Consider the following 19,015-nt stretch of genomic DNA (forward strand, 5'->3'; position numbering starts at 1 on the left):
TTAACGAGCTGGCATGAGGACGGTATGGGGATTCGACGCAGCGCTTCGACCTTGACCACGACCGAGCTGACCGATCTTCGTGACGCGTTTTCCGCGGCGTACGGGTTGACCGACGAACGCGGGTACGCCTTCTACGCCGGGGTGCACGGCCTGCCGTTGCCGACGTACTGCGAACACGGCACGTCGCTGTTCCTGCCGTGGCACCGTGCCTACCTGTACTTCTTCGAGAGAGCCCTCGTCGACGCGCTGCGCCGCGCCCGCGGCGACCAGACGGCCACGGTGAGCCTGCCCTGGTGGGACTGGACATCAACCCAGGCCCACAGCACCGGCCTGCCCCCGGGATACCGGGCCGGTCCGGGCGGCCCGGCCAACCCGCTGGCCGCGGGTCCGGTGACGTTGAACAGTGCCGACCTGGCACTGGTTCGGGCCCGGTTGCCCGGAGCGATCACCGACGGAGCCAACCCCACCACGATCCGCGATCCGGACCTGCCCGACGAGCTGCCACGGGCGTCCACCGTTTCCCGGGCGCTGCGGTCCACCACGTTCAACAGCTTCAGTACCCTGCTGGAAAGCATTCACGGCGGCGTGCACGGCTGGGTCGGCGGGGCCATGACCGCAGTTCCCGTCGCGGCCTTCGACCCGATCTTCTACGCCCACCACAGCATGATCGACCGGCTGTGGTACCTGTGGCAGATCAGCCCCCGCGGCATCAACCCGCCCGCTCGTCTCCTCGACCGGGTGCTGCCCCCGTTCCCGGTGACGGTGCGTCAAATGCTGGACATCTCTACCCTGGGATACGAATACGCCGTCCAAGTGATCGGCTGAGGAGGGCTCTGATGGTCACCGCGGAAGCCGGCCACGCCGGCGCGTCCGAGCAGACCCTCGTCGTGGGCCTGCCCTTCCCCGGCGACGCCGGCGCCGCAGCGTTCACGCGCGCCGACGTCGTGATCACCGGCGTCCACCACGCCGACACCTCCTACGAAACCCGCCTGTTCTTCAACAACCCCGGCGCCACCATCGACACCCCGCGCACCCCGGACGAGGGCTATGCCGGGCGACTCACCGCGTTCGGCCACGGCGGCTGCTACGGCGACGAAGGCCACTGCGACGTCCCCGAGCCCTCGACCGATCCGACCGACCTGCGCCCGCCACATCCGCTGACCCCATTGGACACCTACGTCACCGTCACCGAGCCACTGCGTCGACTCCTCGCGACCGGCGACACGCTGCAGACCGTGACCCTCGTCCCGGTGTCGATCACCCCCCGCCGGGCCGACCGCAAACCGGCACCTGAACTCCTGCACTTCGCCGACATCTCCGTGCAGACCTATCTCACCGCCACCGAAGCCGACGCTGACACACCACTCTGATCACACGTGATCGGCGTCCGCAAGATCGGCGCAAGGTCCGCGCACAGGCAGCCTCACGACCATGGGATCGCCCATCAGGCGGCCGAAGGAGAAGCCCATGGTCATCAGATCGAGACTCGCTGCCCTCACCACGATCAGCACAATGACGAACATCGCCCGGAACCGGTCATTGTTCCGACGTCTGGGCACGATCCTCCTGGCGTCGGGGATTGTCGTGCCCGGACTGGTCCTCGTGGCGGCGCCGGCGCAGGCGCTGCCCCTCACCGTCGCCGTGACGATCACCAGGGTCGGCGAGTGCTGCCCGGGCGGCCCGATCGACCTCACGAGCGACGCCGACTTCTACGGGCGCACCACGATCGGAACGACGTCGACGTCGTTCGGCGAGATCACCGATCGGTCGCTCATCACCCCGAACTGGCGGGCCACCGCGTCGACCGAGCACACCGCGGCGACCGTCTCCGTCAAGATCGAGATCTTCGACGAGGACGACGGCCTGAACTTCGACGACAACCGGATCGACCTGACCAGCAACGACAGCGACCGGGACGTCAACATCACCGTCGACCTGCATCCGGTCGACCGGGACTGCACGTTCTCCGGCGACGTTTCCGGCAGCTGCAACCAGGTCGTGCAGACCAACGGGAACGCCGACGACGGTGACGTGGCCGGCATCGAGTTCAAGGTCGAGGTGACCGAACCCGCACAGGCACCGGGCAGGCACGTCCGATGCGGCCACGCGCCGCTGTGGCCGCAGGCCGGGCAGCAGGTGAGGATCACCGCGGAGTCGTTCGGCGACCAGCCCGACGGCCAGGCGCTGCCGACGTTGCTGGCCGACCGGGTCGAGGTCTGGTATTCCACCGACGGTGGCGCGACCCGTCAGATCGTCGGCAGTTCGGGACGACAGACCACGTTCAACACCACCCGGATCGCTCCCGGCAACGGAGCGACGATCTCGTACGGCTGCCGCGTCGTGGACGCCGGAGTGCCGGTGTATTCGGGTTGGCGTACGGTGCAGGTCGGCAATCCACCGCAGGGACAGGCGGTGCCGGTCCTGCTCAACAGCGACCGCGAGCACGCCCTGGACATCGTGCTGTTCCCGGCGACGGTGCGCGCACCGCAGAACCCGGCCAACCCGGGCGGCGGGCTGCTGAACTTCCCGGTCTACGCCGCCGGCGCGGCGGACGCCAACTTCCAGACACACGCGGCGGCCGCGATCGCCGAGCTGTACCGGGAACAGATCGTCCTCGACAACCAGCGCGCGATCAACGTCTGGCTTGCCCGGGACGGGGCCTCCACCGGCGGCATCCGCGACCTCGACGGCAACGGCGCGCTGGAAACCTGCCAGCACACGCTGCCCGACAACACCGGCCGCGACTACGGATTCGGCAACGTGAAGGCGATCCTGCACCCGATGACGCCGTTTCCGGGCGACATCAACACGTTGCGCGAGTGCGCGGTCGGTGGGGTGTTCAGCGCCGAGGCGGGTGAGCCGGATGCGTTCATTCACGAGACCGGGCACGCGGGCTGGGGCCTGGCCGACGAGTACCCGTTCGGCGTCGACTACTTCCAGCCGAACCCGTACCCGAACATCTATCTCAGCCTCGACGCCTGCACCGCCGACGTGGGCAACCTCAATGGCGTCGCCGCCGACTGCCGGGGCATGGACACCGCCCGCGACGCCGACACCGACCCGGACATCTGGATCTCGGACCCGGCGACGAACGACCTGATGGCGGACAACCAGTTCGCCCGTCGCGCCGACAGGCGACGCATGAAATACGTGTTCGAGCTCTGTGACCAGGCGAAGTGCTGAGGAGGATGACATGAACCGCCGAATCGCACACACCACACGCCGTCGTCGGGCGGTTGTCCTGTTCGCCGTCGTCACGCTGGTCGTGGGTGGGGGTTTCGCCGCCGCGGCGGCGCCCGGAGGAACCGAGCCGGGCACCGAGCCCGTGCCCCGCCCGGAATACATCGACGACGCCCGCAGTTTCGTCGCCGACGTGGACTTCCGGTCATCGCAATCCGGGACCGGCGCGGGTGCCGTGGTCGCCAACGTCGCCACGCCCGGCACCGAGCACCTTCGGCGCGATCTCGTGGTCACCACCGAAGGGGGCGGCGCGGTACTCCGGTCGGCCACGATGCCGAGCCCGGCGACCGCGTACGCCCACGGCGTCGGGTCCTTCGACCAGCCCGGTCGTTACCCGGTTCTCGCGCCGTACGACAGCAGGGCCGAGATACTGCGGCTCGCGACGCCGGGTGGCGCCACCGTCGCGACGGTTGATGTGACACCCGCGGTCGCCGCCTACTGCCAGCAGCATGCCGACGACGCGAGTTGCGGTCACGACGCGGCGATGAGCCTGACGGCGGCACCCGAGCCGGTGCCCGCGGGCACCACGCTGGTCTACACCCCGTCGGTGCGCAACAACGGCCCGGGACCGGCGTTCGGCACCACCGCCGACCTGACGCTGCCGCTGCCCGCGGCGGCACCGCTTCCCGACGGCTGCACGGGTGAGCCCGGCAGGCCGAGCTGCGCGCTCGGCCGCGTCCACCCGGGCGCGTCGAAGTCGGTGCAACTGGGGGTGCCGGTGCCGCCGGGATTCCTCAACGGACGCGGCCAGCGGGCCACCATCACGGCGTCCGGCGCCGTGCGCACAGTCGGCGGGCGGGACGCCGACGGCGCGAACAACGCGGCGTCGCGGACCGTCGAGGTGATAGCGGTCAGCGACCTGGGCGTCACCAAGACCGGTTCCCGTCCGGGCGCGACGGCCGGCGAGGTGGTCGAGTACACGATCAAGGCCACCAACGCCGGACCATCCGACGCCGACCGGATGACGCTGGTCGACGCCTTGCCCGCCGCCGGGGAAGCCGCGTTCGGCACGGCGACCGCGACCGACGGCGGCGTCTGCGGCCGTGACTCGGCGCTCAACAAGTTGACCTGCACGTGGCCCGCGCCGGTCGGCGTCGGCGCGAGCCGCACCGTGACGGTCCGGGTGACGGTGACCGACACCGGTCAGGCCAGCACCTTCACCGACGAGGCGAGTGTGTCGTCGGTGTCGGTCGATCCGGTACCGGGCAACAACAAAGCGTCGGTGACCACCGGGGTGATCGCCGCGCCGACCAGGGTCACGGCCACACCGATCCTCGTGCGGCTGCTGCCGGGTGTGGACATCTACATCCTGACCCTCACCGGGAAGGTGGAACGCACCGACACGGGCGCACCGGTCGTGGGGCGTTCGGTACGGTTCGTCGCCGACAACGGCATGAATCTGTGCACCGCCACCACCGGCACGGACGGTGTGGCCCGCTGCCCAGGGCTCACCTACACGCTGGCCGCCCTGCTCAGCCTCGGATATACCGTGAACTGGGCCGGCGACACGCGCTATCTGCCGGCAAGCGGTCGAGGGCCGATCATCCAGGTCGGCCGGTAATCGCCAGGGAGGTGCCTGCCCCGGCAACACGTCGGGGCGGGCACCTTCCCACCCGAACGGCACGCATGGCCTACGCCAGACCCTCGGCCGGCGCAGCGGGCAGCAATGCCCGTACCCGGACGAGGACCTCGTCGAGCTGCTTGATCCGGGCCCGCAGGTCGTCCCGTTCCTGCGCCAACGTGTTCTTCCGCTTCGTCCGCTCGGCCTTGTCTTCGGCCATTGCCTTGTCGATGGTCGCGATGTGCGCGTCGAGCTGCTGGAGCCGGCGCTCGATCGCCTCGTCCAGAGCGAGCGTGAGGGCGTGCTGCAGGCCGGTGAACCGGCGCATGATTTCGTCGGACAGCGCCGCACGGGCCTCGCCGAGTACCTCCCGCAGCCATTGTCTGGTGCCCTGCTTGTCGGTCATCGACTTCCGCTTGAAGATCATGTAGGCGCCGGCGGCCAGTCCGATCACGATGCCGATGCCGGGCAGCACCATGTTCGCCGGACTTGTGATCCCTAATGCGGTCGCACCGATCCCCGCGCCGTAGGTGCCGGCCCGGCCGGCCATCATCGCGATCCCGGCGCTCGACATCGCGACCATCGCGCCGTCGCCGGAGCCGCGCTCCGGGCGGGGCCGGGTCTGCAGGGCGTGCCGTAGCCGGGCGTTGAGGTGCCGCAGCACGTACTGCAGCTCGTGCGGCTGGAACACCTGGGCCAGCGCCCGCTCACCCACCATGCGGAAGCACAGCTCCAGGTCGTGCGACAGACGCACGCTCAACGCGTGCAGCGAGCGGTCGACCTCCTGCGGCAGGTACTTCAGCTCGGCACCGCTCGCCTTGTCGATCCTGGTGAGGTAGTCCTCCTGCACCTTCGTGATGTACCGGCGCAGCCGGGCGGTCGCCTCGACCCGGGCCTGCTGCGTCTCGGTGTTCAGTGTCAGCGACCACTGCCGCGACTCGGTGCGCTTGCGGGCGGCGACCTTCACGCGCTCGTCCTTGGCCCGCTGCACGTCGGCCGGGTCCGGGTCGGTGGCCTTCATCCGCTCGCCGATCTCCCGGTCGATCCCGATGACCTCGCTGCGCACCGAGCGCAGCACGTTCGCCAGTTGCAATGTGCGGCCCTTCGCGGCCAGGTCGATCAGCGCGTGTTGCAACTCGGCGATCCGCGATTCCCGGATCAGCTCGGCCCGTGTGTCGTCGGGCATCGACATCGCCGTCTCGGCCAGCCGGGCGGACACCGGGTACCACGGCGCCGACCCGAACCGCGGCACGTGCGCCTGCAACTGGCCCTTGTTGTCGGCCAGGATGGTGCGCCAGCCCGGGTAGGCGTCGCACTTGGTCAGGCCGAAGACGACGAAGTTGACCCGCTTGCTGGCCTCGACGAGGAAGTCCAGCTCGGGCCTGGTGAACGGCGACGACGCGTCGACGATGAACAGCAGCGCGGTGGCCCGTTCGACCGCGTCGAGGGTGATCTGCGTGTGCAGCGGGTCGAGGCCGCCGACGCCCGGAGTGTCGATCAGCGTCAGGTGTTGCAACAGGGGCGCCGAGTGATGTACCTCGATGCGCCGCGGCGGGCGCTGCCCGTCCGGAAGCCGGCCCAGCACCGTGCCCCAGTCGCGGAGGTCGCCGTAGCTGAGCGGGACCGGGTTCTCCCGGCCGGGCAGGTACGCGCGGGCCCCGTGGGTGGCGGAGTGGCGGAACTCGATGAACGCCGAGGTCGCCACCGCGGCGTCGACCGGCGACAGGCCCGGTACCCCGATCAGCATGTTGACCAGGGAACTCTTGCCCCGCTTGGTTTCACCGACGACCACGATCGAGGGACGGCTGACGTCACGGCGGCGGACCCGGTCGAGGTCCGCCGCGGCCTCCGGGTCGATCTTGCGCAGGACCGCCAGGCCGCTGTCGACGGCCTGTGTGAGCAGCTTCTGCAGGGCAGCGTCCGGATTCGGTCTGGTCGCTGCGGGGGGTTGCTGGATCTGGGTCACCCGGTCCTCCTCGATCGCGGCGGCCGCCGGGGCGCTCCTGCGGGCCTGGCCTGCAGGTCCTTGGCTGCGCACCGCCATGGCCGGGACCGTATCGGGCGGTGCCGCCGCGGTGATCTCTCCCACCGCGGTCGGCACTAATTGGGGAGGACCGAATGCCCAGGTCAGCGGAGGATTGCCCGGGGTTCAGCGGTTCGCCACGCCACCGCCGGAGGCCGGTTGGACCCGCTCGAACCGCACCCGGCTCAGGAATCCCGGGAGGTCGCTGAGCACGTACAACTCGCCGTGCACGTCGGTGCCGATCGCGGTCGGCTGGGTGGGGAACGTGCCGATGACGGCGTTCTCGTAGCCGCCGCCGGGTTTGGGGCGGATGGCGAACACGCGGGGCGCGCAGTAGTCGCTCGCGATGTAGACGCCCCGCGCCTCGGGGGTCCGCGACCCTCGGTACACCGGCCCGCCGATCACCGAGCAGCTCTCCGTCATGAAGTGTTCGTACTCGAAGACGGGGTCGGTGTACCGGCTGCCCGGTCGGCACTGCGTCTGGTCGAAGACCGGCGTGCCCTCCTTGCAGGACCAGCCGAGGTTCGCCCCGCGCTGCGACGGGCGGATGTGGTCGACCTCCTCGATCAGGCCCTGGCCGACATCACCGATCCACAGCGAGTTGTCGACCGGGTCGATCGAGAACCGCCACGGGTTGCGCAACCCGTAGACCCAGATCTCCGGCCGCGCGCCCGGCGTGCGGACGAACGGGTTGTCGGACGGCACGCAGTAGGGCTTCGGCCCGCAGGCGCGGTTGACGTCGATCCGCACGATCTTGCCGAGCAGGGTGCCGAGGTTCTGACCGGACTTGAACGGGTCGTTCGCGAAGCCGCCGTCGCCGGTGGACCAGTAGAGGTAGCCGTCGCGGCCGAACGCGACCTGTCCGCCGTTGTGGTTGCCGTACTCGGAGTGCTCCTGGGTGAGCAGAACCTGCAACCGCTCGGGAGCGCCGAGGGGCACCCGGGCCAGGGTCAGGGCGCCGGCCGGCAGGCTCGTGTAGGCCACGTAGAGGATCCCGGTCCGCGCGAAGTTCGGCGCGGGCGTGATGCCGAGAAGGCCGCGCTCGTTGTCCGAGGTGTCGATCCGGGCGGTCAGGTCCAGTACCGGCTCGGCCGCCAGCCCGGTGTCGGGGTGGTAGGCGCGGACGGTGCCATCCTTCTCCGCGATCAGCATCCGGCCGTCCGGCAGCCCGGTGATGGCGATCGGACGCTGCAGACCGAAAGCCACCTGTTCGGATACCACGGTCAGTTCAGTGAGTGGCACCGCGGGGGTCTGTGCCGTGCCGGCCACCGACACCTGGGGTGACACGAGCGCAGACAGAGCCAGGGCGAGCAGGCTGGCCAGCATGGTGGCCGGGCGGCGACGCCGTCGCGACATGGTTCAGCTCCTTGAGCAGAGTGGGGGACGCAATCTGGGGGCGCCGGTCAGAGCCCGGCTGCGGCGTCGTATCGGCGGCGCAGGTTGGCCATTTCCGCGTCGGCCAGGGCTTCCTTGAGCGCCAGCTGCGCATACTTGGGCGGGAACATCTCCTTCAGCCGGTCGACGAACATGACCTCGGCGGTCGCTTCGACGACCTGGATGCCCGGAGGATCGGTGGACAGGTTCACGATCACGGGGCCGGCGAGCTTGACCGCGACGTCCCAGGGACGCTTCGGCTCGGCGACGCCGCACATGTGGAAGCCGTACACGGTCTTCACGTCGGCGACCGTGGTGGCCCCGGCCGGCTCGTAGCCGTAGACGCGGACCCCGCAGATCACCGCCGGCGTCGCCTCCTCGCCGGTGGCCGCCTGTTGGGCGTTGTGTCCGGCGTGGCTGTGTTGGCCCGGGTCCGCCTGTTCGAGCGTGGTACGCAGTCGGGTCATGATCTGGCTCTGCAGGTCCGCCGGCTCCGGCTTCGAGCCGGCCGAGTTGACCAGTGCGACCGCGCCGGCCGTCATCGCCAGGATCACCGCCGCCCATACGAAGCGGTTCCGGTACCACCCCGCGGAACTTCCCCGGGCAATCATGATCGCTTCCACCTCGTGGCAGGTTGGTCGGGCGGGCGGGTACCGGCCCAGGACGTCGGCTGACGTCCCGGGCCGGCCGGTCGTGCCGATCAGGAGAAGGTCACGTCGGCGCACCACATGTAGGCCTGGTCCAGGTGCGAGGCCTGCCAGATGACGAACAGGATGTGGTGTCCGGTGTAACCGGAGGTAGAGATGTTGAACGAGATGTTCTGCGCCGGCGCGTATCGTCCGGTCTGCGTGATGAAATCGAGGTTTCCCCACCCGAGCGACTGCGTGGTCGGGTTGTACCCCTGCTTGCTGACATAGACCCGGAAGTAGTCAGCGCCGTGGCTGGCCTGGTCGTACAGCTGCACGGTGAAGTTGCGGCTGATGGCCGTCGTCTTCCAGGCTCCGATCCGGTTCAGGCTGTCGTTCCGGGCCAGGCCGTTGCTGCACAGCTGCCCGTCGGGGGTACGGGCCTGGAACTGGCCACCGAGCCCGTCCCGGAGCGCGCTCATCCAGTTCCACATGGTGTCCGGGTTCGCCTGGAAGGCCTGCCAGCACATCGGGTCCTGGGTCTGCATGACCGGGTTCATGTGCTGATTTCCCCAGGTCTTCCAGCATTGGTAGGCGCGGCTTTGCGGGTTGATGATGGTGCCGTGTGCCTGGGCCGCGCTGGTCCAGGGCAGCATGCTCACCACCATGGTGAGCAGCACGAACAGCACCCGGACGGGTTGGCGGGCGGCGGAGCGGGATCGCCGACCGGATCGGTCGACCTGGCGTGGACGCACGATACGTCCTCCGTTCTTCGACGGGTCTGGGGGTGGGAGCGCTCCCAGCAAGCATTGCATCCAGATGTCGACATATCAACTGATGTCTATGAAATGGAGGTGAGCCACCCCGGGAAAGTCGGAGGCCCTGATACCAGGATGATCTTCCTGGTGAGCTTGGCAACAGGTCAGACACTAGGCGGGATGGCACCGGTGGCGATCGACGACAACCTCGAACACATCGACGAGTGGCTACGTCACCACGCACCTGCGGCCTTCGCCGATCTGGGTCCACCGGCCGGTCCGGACCACATCGCGGCGCTGGAGAGCACCATCGGTCTCCACCTGCACCCCGACGTGACAGCACTGCTCCGATGGCACAACGGCAGTGGCCGTCACGACCGCGGCTTCCCGTTGAGCCCCGGCTTCCCGATCAACGACACCGCCCAGATCGCAGAAACGTGGCAACGACTCGCAACGCTTGCGACCCAGGTCCGTGACGACGAAGGCATGCAGGGTTGGTGGGAACCGACCTGGATCCCAGTGGCCTCCGACTACACCGGATTCGAACTGGTCGTAGACCACGTGACCGGAGAGGTCTTCCATTTCGACCTGACCGAAGGACGCAGCCGACGGCGGCCGTCCTGGTCCGACCTCACAACGATCGTCTCGGAGATCGCGACTACCCTGCAGTCAGGCAGCCGGTTCGCCGGACTGGCACCCGTCGTCGACGAGGACGGATACCTGGACTGGGGATGATCCTCTCGGCCGATCGCGGTCCGTCAGCGGCCCGGCCACTGCCAGAACTCGTCGGGCAGCTCGGCCACCTCGTTCCCGGACCTCTCCAGGTCCGCGGCCCACGGCAGCATGCGCTGGAAGGTCGGCTCACCGCCGGCGGCGAGTTGCCGGATCATCGCGACGTTGCGCTCGACCCGGCCGATGATCGCGTCGCGGATCGCGGTTCGCTCGCCCGTGTACCCGTACGCGTCCAGGAGCAGATGCAACCGCCGGTGCCGGTCGGCCGCGTCACCGAATCCGGCTTGCTCGGCGAGCTCCGCCGTGAGCAGGGGCACCCAGGTCAGCGCCGAGAACGCGAGGTCATCCTCGCGCCGGGACGGGCTGGCGGTGTCCCAGTCGACGAAGCCGACCAGGGCGCCGTCGGCCCACACGGCGTTCCACGGCGACGCGTCCAGATGAGCGATCAACAGTCCCGGCTGCCACGGCCGGCCGGTGAACCAGACGGCGTCGCCGGCCGGACGGAACGTCGTGGTCGCGTCGTGCAGCCTCCGGAGCCACGCACCGACCTGCCCGAGCGCTTCGTCGGAGCGCAACCAGTCCGGCCATGGCGAGATCTCGCCCAAGGTCTGGCCGGGCAGGAACGTCAGGCGTTCGCGACCCTGCTCGTCGAAGCCGCGGGCTCGCGGGGCGCCGTCGAAGCCGACGTCTTCCAGGTGCCGCAGCACCGAGTGCACGGTCGCTGTCCACCGCTGCGCGGGGCGGCGGACCTCGTCGCCAACGCCTACGGCGCCGAAGCTGCGCCCACCGGGCAGCCGTCGTTCGACCATCCCCCGGTTCTAACGCCTTCCGACGTCCACGGCGACCGAATATCCCACTGGCGCGCACTGGCGCTGGCAACCTGCCGGTTGTGTTGACGCGGCGGTGGCCAGGACGACGCCTGCGGCCAACCGATCGTCGTTTGCTCCCAAGGGGCGATCTGCGCTGGAGGAGCGGACACATCCAGACGCCTTGCGATATAACGGGACTATCCGGGGCGTGGGCGAGTTGGATCGGGCTGTGGACTTGTTGTCCAATGCCGATGCGCTGTTGGTGTGTGCCGGAGCTGGGATGGGTGTGGACTCGGGGTTGCCGACCTTCCGCGATGACCGTGGGTTCTGGCGGGCATATCCGCCGTTCAAGCAGCTCGGCGTGGGGTTCGCTGAACTGGCCACTCCGGCGCCCTTCGTGACCGATCCGACACTTGCGTGGGGCTTCTACGGGCATCGGCTCGATCTGTACCGCCGCGCCGTTCCGCATGCCGGGTTCGAGGTGTTGTGGTGCTGGGGCTCGGCGGTGCCGTCGGGTATGGGGGTGTTGACCTCCAACATTGACGGGCTCTTCCAACGCGCAGGGTTCGACCGCGTCGCCGAGGTGCACGGCTCGATCCATCACCTGCAGTGCGTCCGGCCGTGCTCGGACGACGTCTGGCCCGCTGACGGCCTGGTGGTGGAGGTCGACCCGCAGAGCATGCGCGCGACCGGGCCGCTGCCGTGCTGCCGCAACTGTGGCGGGCTGGCTCGCCCGAACGTGTTGATGTTCGGCGACTCCTGCTGGGTCGGCACACGCAGTTGGGACGGGCTGGACGAACTAACCGCCTGGCGGCGCGGACTGCGCGAGGCGAACCTGGTCGTGCTGGAGTTGGGCGCGGGCAGCGCGGTGCAGACGGTGCGACGGCACGCGGAGTTGGCTAGCACCGCGAATGGTGCACTGATTCGGATCAACCCGCAGGACCCGCAGATCCGCGACGGGCGCGGCGTCTCGCTGGCATTGGGTGCCGCCGAGGCGCTCACCGGCATTGATGCCCGGCTCGTCAGCCTCCGGTAGCGAGGTGCGTCAACACGGCGGACAGCCGCATCGCGGTCACGAACCGGTCTTCGCCAGATCGATCACGACTTCCTTGTCGACCGGCATCGTGATCGGCTCGTCGTTGACGACGATCTCCTCGTGGGCCGTCGTGGGGCCGGACAGCAGGAACGTCGCGGAGGTGTGCCGGACGCGCACCGACAGCGTGTTGCCGTGCCACTTGAGCCGGAAGGCGATGGCGTTCCAGTCCGGCGGCAGCCACGGTTTGAACGTCATCCGCCCGTTCCGCACCCGGAATCCCCCGAAGCCGGCGACCAGGATCTGCCAGGTGCCGCCCGCCGACGCGATGTGGATGCCCTCCTCGGTGTTTCCCTGGTTGTCGAGGAGGTCGACGAACGCAGCCCGGCGCAGGTACTGGACGGCCCGGCTGGGATCGCCGACCTCGATACCCATGATGGAGTGGATCGCCGGGCTCAAGGACGACTTGTGCAGGGTCAGGGGCTCGTAGAAGTTGTAGTTCGCGAGCTTGACCGGATCCGGGAACTCGTCCGGAAGCACATAGGTCAGCATCACCACGTCGGCCTGCTTGAGCAGTGTGGAACCGGCCAGGTTGTAGTGGTGATAGCCGGCCGGGTACTGCGGCATGTCGTTGTCGTCCACGGTCACCGGGAGGTTCTCCAGCCCGAAGTATCCGTCGAACTGCTCGATCACTCCGTCGTCGTTCCCAGCGGGTAGGCGGATCCGGTCGGCGATCGTGAGCCACGCCTCGACCTCGTCGGGTCGGAGCCCGATGCGCTCGGACAGGCCGGCCAGTTCGGGGGGATGGGTGACGGCGAGCCCGGCGTAGACGTGTGCCGCCTGCCGCAGGTGCCACCGCACCAGGTAGTTGGTGTATGCGCTGTTGTCGACGTGCTCGTGGAACTCGTCGGGCCCGACGACTCGGCTCAGGGCGTAGCGGCCGTCCGGCATCGCTTCCAGCCGGTCGACCCAGAAGCGGCTCGTTTCGAAGAGGATCTCCGCGCCGTAGTCGGTCATGAAGGCCTCGTCGCCCGTTGCCGCGACGTAGGCGATCAGGCCGTACGCGACCGCCGACGTGACGTGGATTTCCTCCTCTCCCATCCAGATGCGGTGCGCTCCGTCCACCGTCCACTGTGGAGTCGTCTCGACCCCCGTGTCGGCGGACTCCCAGGCGTAGCGGGCACCACGGAAACCTCCGTCGCGGGCGTTGCGCCGGGCGCCGTCGAGGGTGTGGTGGCGGTACAGCAGCAGCGCGCGGGCCGTCGCGGGTTGGGTGTAGATGTAGAACGGCAGCATGAACACCTCGGTGTCCCAGAAGGCATGCCCCCGGTAGCGCTCGCCGGTGAGGCTGTTCGCGCCGATGTTGACGCGCGGATCCGACGCGTTCGCCGCGATCAGCAGGTGATAGATGTTGAACCGGGCCGCTCGGACGATGTCGGCGTCGCCCTCGACGGTGACGTCGGAGTCGGCCCACTTCTCCCGCCACGCCTCGCGGTTGCGCTCGCGGCACGCCGGGAAGCCGGCCTCGGTATGGCGGTGAAGGTCGTCCAGGCACGCCTGCCGGACGGACGCCGCCGCCACGTCGCGGGAGGTGTAGATGGTGACGAGCTTGTCGACGGTGAGCGTGTCGCCGGGCGGCACCTGCGTGTGGAACACCTGCTCGACGAGCCGGTGCCGCTGCTCGACCGTCGGCGAAACCGGCGGCGACACCGTCGTGCGGGCGGCGTAGCCGATGGTGATGCCGCTGTCGATGGTCCGGGTCTCCAGGTAGACGCCGCCGGCGATCTCCACGCGCGCAACCTCGTCGAGGTGTTTCGACCTGGCCCACTTGTGCCACTTCATCTGCGGATCGTCCGGCGGCGGAGTCGCGTAGACGGGCCGCCGGTCCAGGTTGTAGTGGGTGCCGTCGATTCCGCTGTGGACGGTCATCGACGCCGTGTGGTTCTCCGGCGTGATCCGGGCCCGCAGGCAACACAGGTGCTCGTCGGCGCCGCTGGCGAAGTGGACCGTCTCGATCCGGGTCCGGCGACCGTCGGAGTCCTCGAACACGGTTTCCCGGAACAGCGAACCGTCCCGCATGTCCAGGATTCTCCGGTGCTGGACGACGGAGGCGGATGTCACGTTCAACCTGGTGCCGTCGACGACGACGGCCAGCGCGAGCCAGTCGGGCGCCTTGACCAGCTCGGTGACGGCCGAGTCGTGATGGTCGAACACCCCCCGCAGAAACGTCCCGGGCAGGGCACCCGCATGGCCCTCCGCCAGAGCGCCGCGGGTGCCGAGATACCCGTTGCCGGTGGTGAAGATCGTTTCGTACATGTTGGCGCGCGCGGGGGCGAAGCCGTCCTCGACGACCAGCCACCGGTGATCCGTCTCCACCGGAACCTCCTACCGTCGAGGGCCGTACGTGGCGAGGATCTGTCGCTCGGTGTCCTCGCGGGACAGGTAGACGTCCAGTCCCGCGCCGCTGCACCGCTGGGCGCCCATCGCGTTGCCGTACTGGCAGGCCTTGACGTAGTCGTGATAGGCGAGGTAGCCGAAGGCCAGACCCGCGGCGAAGGAGTCGCCGGCGCCGGTGGTGTCCACGACGTCGGCCACCTCGATCCGGTCGACGTACTCCTCGGCCACCCCGCCGGCACCGTCCCGGAAGAAGGCCACGGAGCCACGCTCGTCGAGGGTCACGCACACCGATCCGACGCCCCGGTCGAGGCAGTGCCGCGCCAGGTCGCGCAGTTCCACCGGGCCCAGCCGCGGCGGGTCGGCCACGATCTCGGCCGCCTCGCCGAGCCACGTCGAGCTCGCCTCTTCCAGGTTCATCTTCAGGATGTCGACGTACGGCAGCCACGCGTCGCGGTCGGCCCATACCCGCGGATGCCGCTCACCGCTGCGGGTCAGCGTCGTCGTCGGGCCGTGCGCGTCCAGCACCACCGTTCCGCTGCTGTTGTCCTTCAGATGCCGCAGCGTGGCCTGGCCGACCTCGTAGTCGGTGATCGGGACGCAGACGAACGCGTCGGCGTCGAGCACCCTGTCGACGTCGGACGGCAGGATCGGGTTCATGAAGTTCGTCTGCCGCTCGACGCGCCGGTTGTGCTCGATGTACCGCAGCTCGATCACGTCGCCCTGGTCGGCGGTCGCCGTTATCCCGGACGTGTCGATGTTCGGGTACGCCCCGAGGATCGCCTTGATCGGACCCTCGTCGCGCTGCCGGACGTGTGAGATCGGGACGATCGTGTCGCCGGGACGCAGCAGCGCCGCGAGGGCGACGGCGGTGTACAGCGCACATCCGTACTTCTCGAATCGTTCACCGGTGTGGGTGACGATCTGATCGCGGGGAATGGGGCCGAGCACGGCAATCTTGTGACCGACCGGTGTCCGCTCGTCGGTGGTCATATACGCCTCCGACACATGTCGCGCAGGCTCGGGTTCGAGGTTGATGGTGCCACGGATGGCGCCTGGTCCGCGCAGCTATTGCATCCATCGGCGGTATGGAGAAATATTGACGTCCAACAAAACCGATCCTCCAGACCCCGGGAGCGGTAGATCCGGCCGGTGCGTGGGAGTCCAGGTGATGTTGGTTGGAGTCGCAATCTAATGGCGTCAATGGCGCCCTTCATCAGTTGACGGCCAACGACACGTAGTCCATTCGTTCCACCGCTGATGCATCACTCTCCAGACCGCAGCGCCGACGTCGTCGCGGTCCGCCCCCGCGCGGGCCGGGAAGGAGATCGCCCATGTTCACCGATCACGCTGACAGGGCACACCCCACCGAGACCGGACGGTCACTCGGCCGTCGCGGGTTCCTGCGATCCGGCGCCGTGGTGGCCGCGGCCGTCGGCGTCGGCGGCCCGGTGGCGGCGCCCGCCGAGGCCGCACCCGCGTCCGCTCCCGCGGGTCATCGCCGGGTACCCGTCGACCGGATCAGCATCCAGCTCTACACCGTGCGCGACGTGCTCGCGGCCGACCCGGCCGGCACGCTCGCCACCCTCGCCGACATCGGTTACACCAGGGTCGAGGTGGCCGGCACCGCCGGCCTCACGGCGACGGCCTTCCGTTCGCTGCTCGACGCCAACGGGATCCGCGCCACCTCGGGGCACTTCGGCATTCCGCAGCCGTTCGACGCGGCGGCGTGGCGGGCCACGCTCGCCACCGCCCGCACGTTGGGCTGTCGCTACGTCGTGCACCCGTTCTTCGGCGCCGACGCGACCGGCGGCGCGGTCCGGGACGCCGCGGTCTGGCGGGCGTTCGCCCAGGACCTCAACCGGGCCGGCGCGCTGGCCCGCGAGGCCGGGTTCCGGTTCGGCTACCACAACCACCACTTCGAGTTCTTCCCGCTGGCCGACGGCTCCGGCCGCAACGGCTTCGACGTCCTCACCTCGACCGCCGACCCGCGCCTGGTGCACCTGGAGGTCGACCTGTACTGGTCGTGGCGCGGCACCGCCGACCCGGTCGACGTGATCCACGCGCATCGTGGCCGGGTGCTCCAGTTCCACTGCAAGGACATGAACCTCAGCAGCGGCTTCGCCGACCTCGGGACGGGCCTGATCGACTTCCGCCGGATCTTCGCGCAGTCCGACGTGGCCGGGGTCCAGGAGTACATCGTCGAGCGCGACGACGCCGGCACGGCTCCCCGGGTGCCCGCGGACGCGCTGGACACGGCGGCCGTCGGATACCGGTTCCTGCGGAACATCCGGTTCTGAGGGGGATTGCCATGAACCCGAGGAGAACCACCGTCGTCGCCGTGCTGACCGCGACGCTGGCCGGGCTCGCCGGCCTGACGGCGACGCCCGCCGCCGCCCACCCCGGCCACGAACCGCCACCGCTGCCCGCCGATCAGACCGCGTTCCAGAAGGTGACCCTCAACGACCGGCCCGGCGAGCCGATGAGCCTCGCCGTGCTGCCCGACCTGCGGGTGCTGCACACCGCCCGCACCGGCCAGGTACGGATCCACGATCCGCGCACCGGGCTGAACCCGATCGCCGCCAACGTCCCCATCTACCAGCACGACGAGGAGGGGCTGCAGGGCGTCGCGATCGACCCGGACTTCGCCCGCAACCAGTGGGTCTACCTCTACTACTCGCCGCCCGGGAACACGCCCGTGGACGACCCGGCCACCCCGAACGTCAACGAGGGTGACGCGCCGACCACCGGCACCCAGGCCGACTGGGACCGGTTCAAGGGTGCGCTGCGGCTGTCCCGGTTCAAGCTGCGCGGCAACACGCTCGACCTGGGTAGCGAGCAGCGGATCATCGACGTTCCGGTCGACCGCGGGATCTGCTGCCACGTCGGTGGCCAGATCGACTTCGACAGCAAGGGAAACCTCTACCTGTCGACCGGTGACGACACCAACCCGTTCGAGTCCGACGGCTACGCGCCGCTGGACGACCGCGAGGGCCGCAATCCCGCGTTCGACGCGCGCCGCAGTGCCGGCAACACGAACGACCTCCGCGGCAAGCTGTTGCGGATCAGGGTGAAGCCCGGCGGTGGGTACACCATTCCGCGCGGCAACCTGTTCGCACCGGGCACGCCCCGGACCCGGCCCGAGATCTACGCGATGGGGCTGCGCAACCCGTTCCGGTTCGACGTCGACCCGAAGACCGACCAGGTCTACATGGCCGACTACTCGCCGGACGCCGACCACCCCGACGCCGAGCGTGGGCCGGCCGGTCAGGGCCGGTGGATGGTCATCGACCGGCCGGGCAACTTCGGCTGGCCGTACTGCGTCACGCCGACCATTCCCTACCGGGACTACGACTTCGCCACCGGGACGGCGGGGCCGGCGTTCAACTGCGCCGCGCCGGTGAACGACTCGCGGTACAACACCGGCCGACGGGTGCTGCCCCGGGTGGAGCAGCCGGAGGTCTACTACTCGTACGATGCGTCCCCGTTGTTCCCCGAACTGGGGACCGGCGGGATCGGCCCGATGGCCGGCCCGGCGTACGACTACTCGGCGCGGAACCGGTCGCCGTTCAAGTGGCCGCAGGCGTTCGACCGTAAGCCGCTCTTCTACGAGTGGACCCGCGACTACGTCAAGGCGTTCTCGCTGACCCACGGCGACGTGACCTCGATCGAGGCCGTCGCGCCCGACATCGTGTTCGACAACCCGATGGACATGGAGTTCGGGCCGGACGGAGCGCTGTACGTGCTGGAGTACGGCGACGGCTTCTTCTCCGAGAACCCGGAGGCCCAGTTGGCCCGGATCGACTGGACCCGCGGCAACCGGACGCCGGTGCCGGTCGTGGCGGCCGACGTCGTGGCCGGCCTGGCGCCGCTGACCGTGCAGTTCAGCAGCGCGGGAACGGCGGACGCCGACGGTGACGCCCTGCGGTACGCGTGGGACTTCGACGCCGACGGCCGGGTGGACTCCCGGTCGCAGAACGCGTCGTTCACCTACACCCGCGACGGCGTCTACGAGGCGACGCTGACCGTCACCGACTCCACCGGCCGGCGGGCGTCGGCGTCGGTGCGGGTCGTCGTCGGGAACACGATTCCGGTGGTGACGCTCACCGCGGAGCCCGCGGGCGGCACGTTCCAGTTCGGCGACGCGGTCACCTTCACGGTGACGGTCGAGGACGACGCGCCGATCGACTGCGCGCGGGTCACCGTGGCCTACATCCTCGGACACAACGAGCACGGTCACCCGCTCTCGTCGACGGCGGGCTGTTCGGGCACGATCCAGACGTTCGTGGACACCGGCCACGCCGGAGCGAGCAACCTGCGCGGCGTCTTCGTCGCCAGCTACACCGACGCGCCGGAGGGCGGGCTGCCGCCGCTCAGCGGGTCCGATGAAGTGGTTCTGACGCCCACCGACGTGGCGGTCTGAGAACGGAAGCCGGGCGCCGTCCGAACGGGCGGCGCCCGGCCG

Annotated in this window: 16 protein-coding genes; 8 read left to right on the plus strand and 8 right to left on the minus strand. The window is 69.4% G+C overall.

Going from position 1 to position 19,015, the window contains the following annotated elements; translation table 11 throughout:
• The first annotated feature begins 51 nt into the window (after positions 1-51).
• A complete protein-coding gene (locus Vau01_RS39270; RefSeq protein WP_204004539.1) occupies positions 52-825 on the plus strand; it encodes a tyrosinase family protein in 774 nt (257 codons plus the stop codon).
• 11 nt (positions 826-836) lie between these two features.
• Positions 837-1,370: a hypothetical protein gene (locus Vau01_RS39275; protein WP_204004541.1), complete on the plus strand. Its 534-nt coding sequence runs from the start codon at positions 837-839 to the stop codon at positions 1,368-1,370.
• Here the strand turns inward: Vau01_RS39275 and Vau01_RS39280 are convergent, their stop codons facing one another.
• Positions 1,371-1,523 carry a hypothetical protein gene (locus Vau01_RS39280; RefSeq protein WP_204004543.1) on the minus strand — a complete coding sequence of 51 codons (153 nt, stop codon included), beginning with the start codon at positions 1,521-1,523 and terminating at the stop codon, positions 1,371-1,373.
• On the opposite strand from Vau01_RS39280, the gene Vau01_RS39285 reads away from it, so the two are divergent.
• Positions 1,513-3,183, plus strand: a complete 1,671-nt coding sequence (locus Vau01_RS39285) for a hypothetical protein (protein ID WP_204004545.1) — start codon at positions 1,513-1,515, stop codon at positions 3,181-3,183. The genes Vau01_RS39280 and Vau01_RS39285 overlap by 11 nt on opposite strands.
• Before the next feature lie 10 nt (positions 3,184-3,193).
• Positions 3,194-4,801, plus strand: coding sequence for a DUF11 domain-containing protein (locus Vau01_RS39290; protein ID WP_204004547.1), 1,608 nt, complete (start codon positions 3,194-3,196; stop codon positions 4,799-4,801).
• 70 nt (positions 4,802-4,871) lie between these two features.
• Here the strand turns inward: Vau01_RS39290 and Vau01_RS39295 are convergent, their stop codons facing one another.
• The 4 genes from Vau01_RS39295 to Vau01_RS39310 form a co-directional block, all read right to left on the minus strand.
• Positions 4,872-6,845 (minus strand): dynamin family protein, encoded by a 1,974-nt coding sequence (locus Vau01_RS39295; protein ID WP_204004549.1) that lies wholly within the window; start codon positions 6,843-6,845, stop codon positions 4,872-4,874.
• Between the two features lie 105 nt (positions 6,846-6,950).
• Positions 6,951-8,180, minus strand: a complete 1,230-nt coding sequence (locus tag Vau01_RS39300; RefSeq protein WP_204004551.1) for a PQQ-dependent sugar dehydrogenase — start codon at positions 8,178-8,180, stop codon at positions 6,951-6,953.
• A 47-nt stretch (positions 8,181-8,227) separates the two neighbouring features.
• Complete coding sequence (locus Vau01_RS39305) at positions 8,228-8,809, minus strand: hypothetical protein (RefSeq protein WP_204004553.1); 582 nt, start codon at positions 8,807-8,809, stop codon at positions 8,228-8,230.
• An 89-nt stretch (positions 8,810-8,898) separates the two neighbouring features.
• Positions 8,899-9,513, minus strand: coding sequence for a lytic polysaccharide monooxygenase auxiliary activity family 9 protein (locus tag Vau01_RS39310; RefSeq protein ID WP_239152211.1), 615 nt, complete (start codon positions 9,511-9,513; stop codon positions 8,899-8,901).
• Between the two features lie 159 nt (positions 9,514-9,672).
• Between Vau01_RS39310 and Vau01_RS39315 the strand changes: the two genes are divergently transcribed.
• Positions 9,673-10,317 carry an SMI1/KNR4 family protein gene (locus tag Vau01_RS39315; protein ID WP_204004559.1) on the plus strand — a complete coding sequence of 215 codons (645 nt, stop codon included), beginning with the start codon at positions 9,673-9,675 and terminating at the stop codon, positions 10,315-10,317.
• Between the two features lie 23 nt (positions 10,318-10,340).
• Here Vau01_RS39315 and Vau01_RS39320 read toward each other — a convergent pair whose 3' ends face one another.
• A complete protein-coding gene (locus Vau01_RS39320; protein WP_204004561.1) occupies positions 10,341-11,123 on the minus strand; it encodes a phosphotransferase in 783 nt (260 codons plus the stop codon).
• A 208-nt stretch (positions 11,124-11,331) separates the two neighbouring features.
• Here Vau01_RS39320 and Vau01_RS39325 point away from each other — a divergent pair, with 208 nt between their 5' ends.
• Positions 11,332-12,159, plus strand: coding sequence for an SIR2 family NAD-dependent protein deacylase (locus Vau01_RS39325; RefSeq protein ID WP_239152212.1), 828 nt, complete (start codon positions 11,332-11,334; stop codon positions 12,157-12,159).
• Positions 12,160-12,195: 36 nt separating this feature from the next.
• On the opposite strand, the gene Vau01_RS39330 is transcribed toward Vau01_RS39325, so the two are convergent.
• Complete coding sequence (locus Vau01_RS39330) at positions 12,196-14,532, minus strand: glycoside hydrolase family 65 protein (RefSeq protein ID WP_204004564.1); 2,337 nt, start codon at positions 14,530-14,532, stop codon at positions 12,196-12,198.
• 9 nt (positions 14,533-14,541) lie between these two features.
• A complete protein-coding gene (locus Vau01_RS39335) occupies positions 14,542-15,543 on the minus strand; it encodes a carbohydrate kinase family protein (protein ID WP_204004567.1) in 1,002 nt (333 codons plus the stop codon).
• Between the two features lie 341 nt (positions 15,544-15,884).
• On the opposite strand from Vau01_RS39335, the gene Vau01_RS39340 reads away from it, so the two are divergent.
• A complete protein-coding gene (locus tag Vau01_RS39340) occupies positions 15,885-16,850 on the plus strand; it encodes a sugar phosphate isomerase/epimerase family protein (RefSeq protein ID WP_204004570.1) in 966 nt (321 codons plus the stop codon).
• 11 nt (positions 16,851-16,861) lie between these two features.
• Positions 16,862-18,973: a PQQ-dependent sugar dehydrogenase gene (locus Vau01_RS39345; protein ID WP_204004573.1), complete on the plus strand. Its 2,112-nt coding sequence runs from the start codon at positions 16,862-16,864 to the stop codon at positions 18,971-18,973.
• The last annotated feature ends 42 nt before the right edge of the window (positions 18,974-19,015 follow it).

The organism is Virgisporangium aurantiacum (assembly GCF_016863635.1).
GTDB classification, from domain to species: Bacteria; Actinomycetota; Actinomycetes; order Mycobacteriales; family Micromonosporaceae; genus Virgisporangium; species Virgisporangium aurantiacum.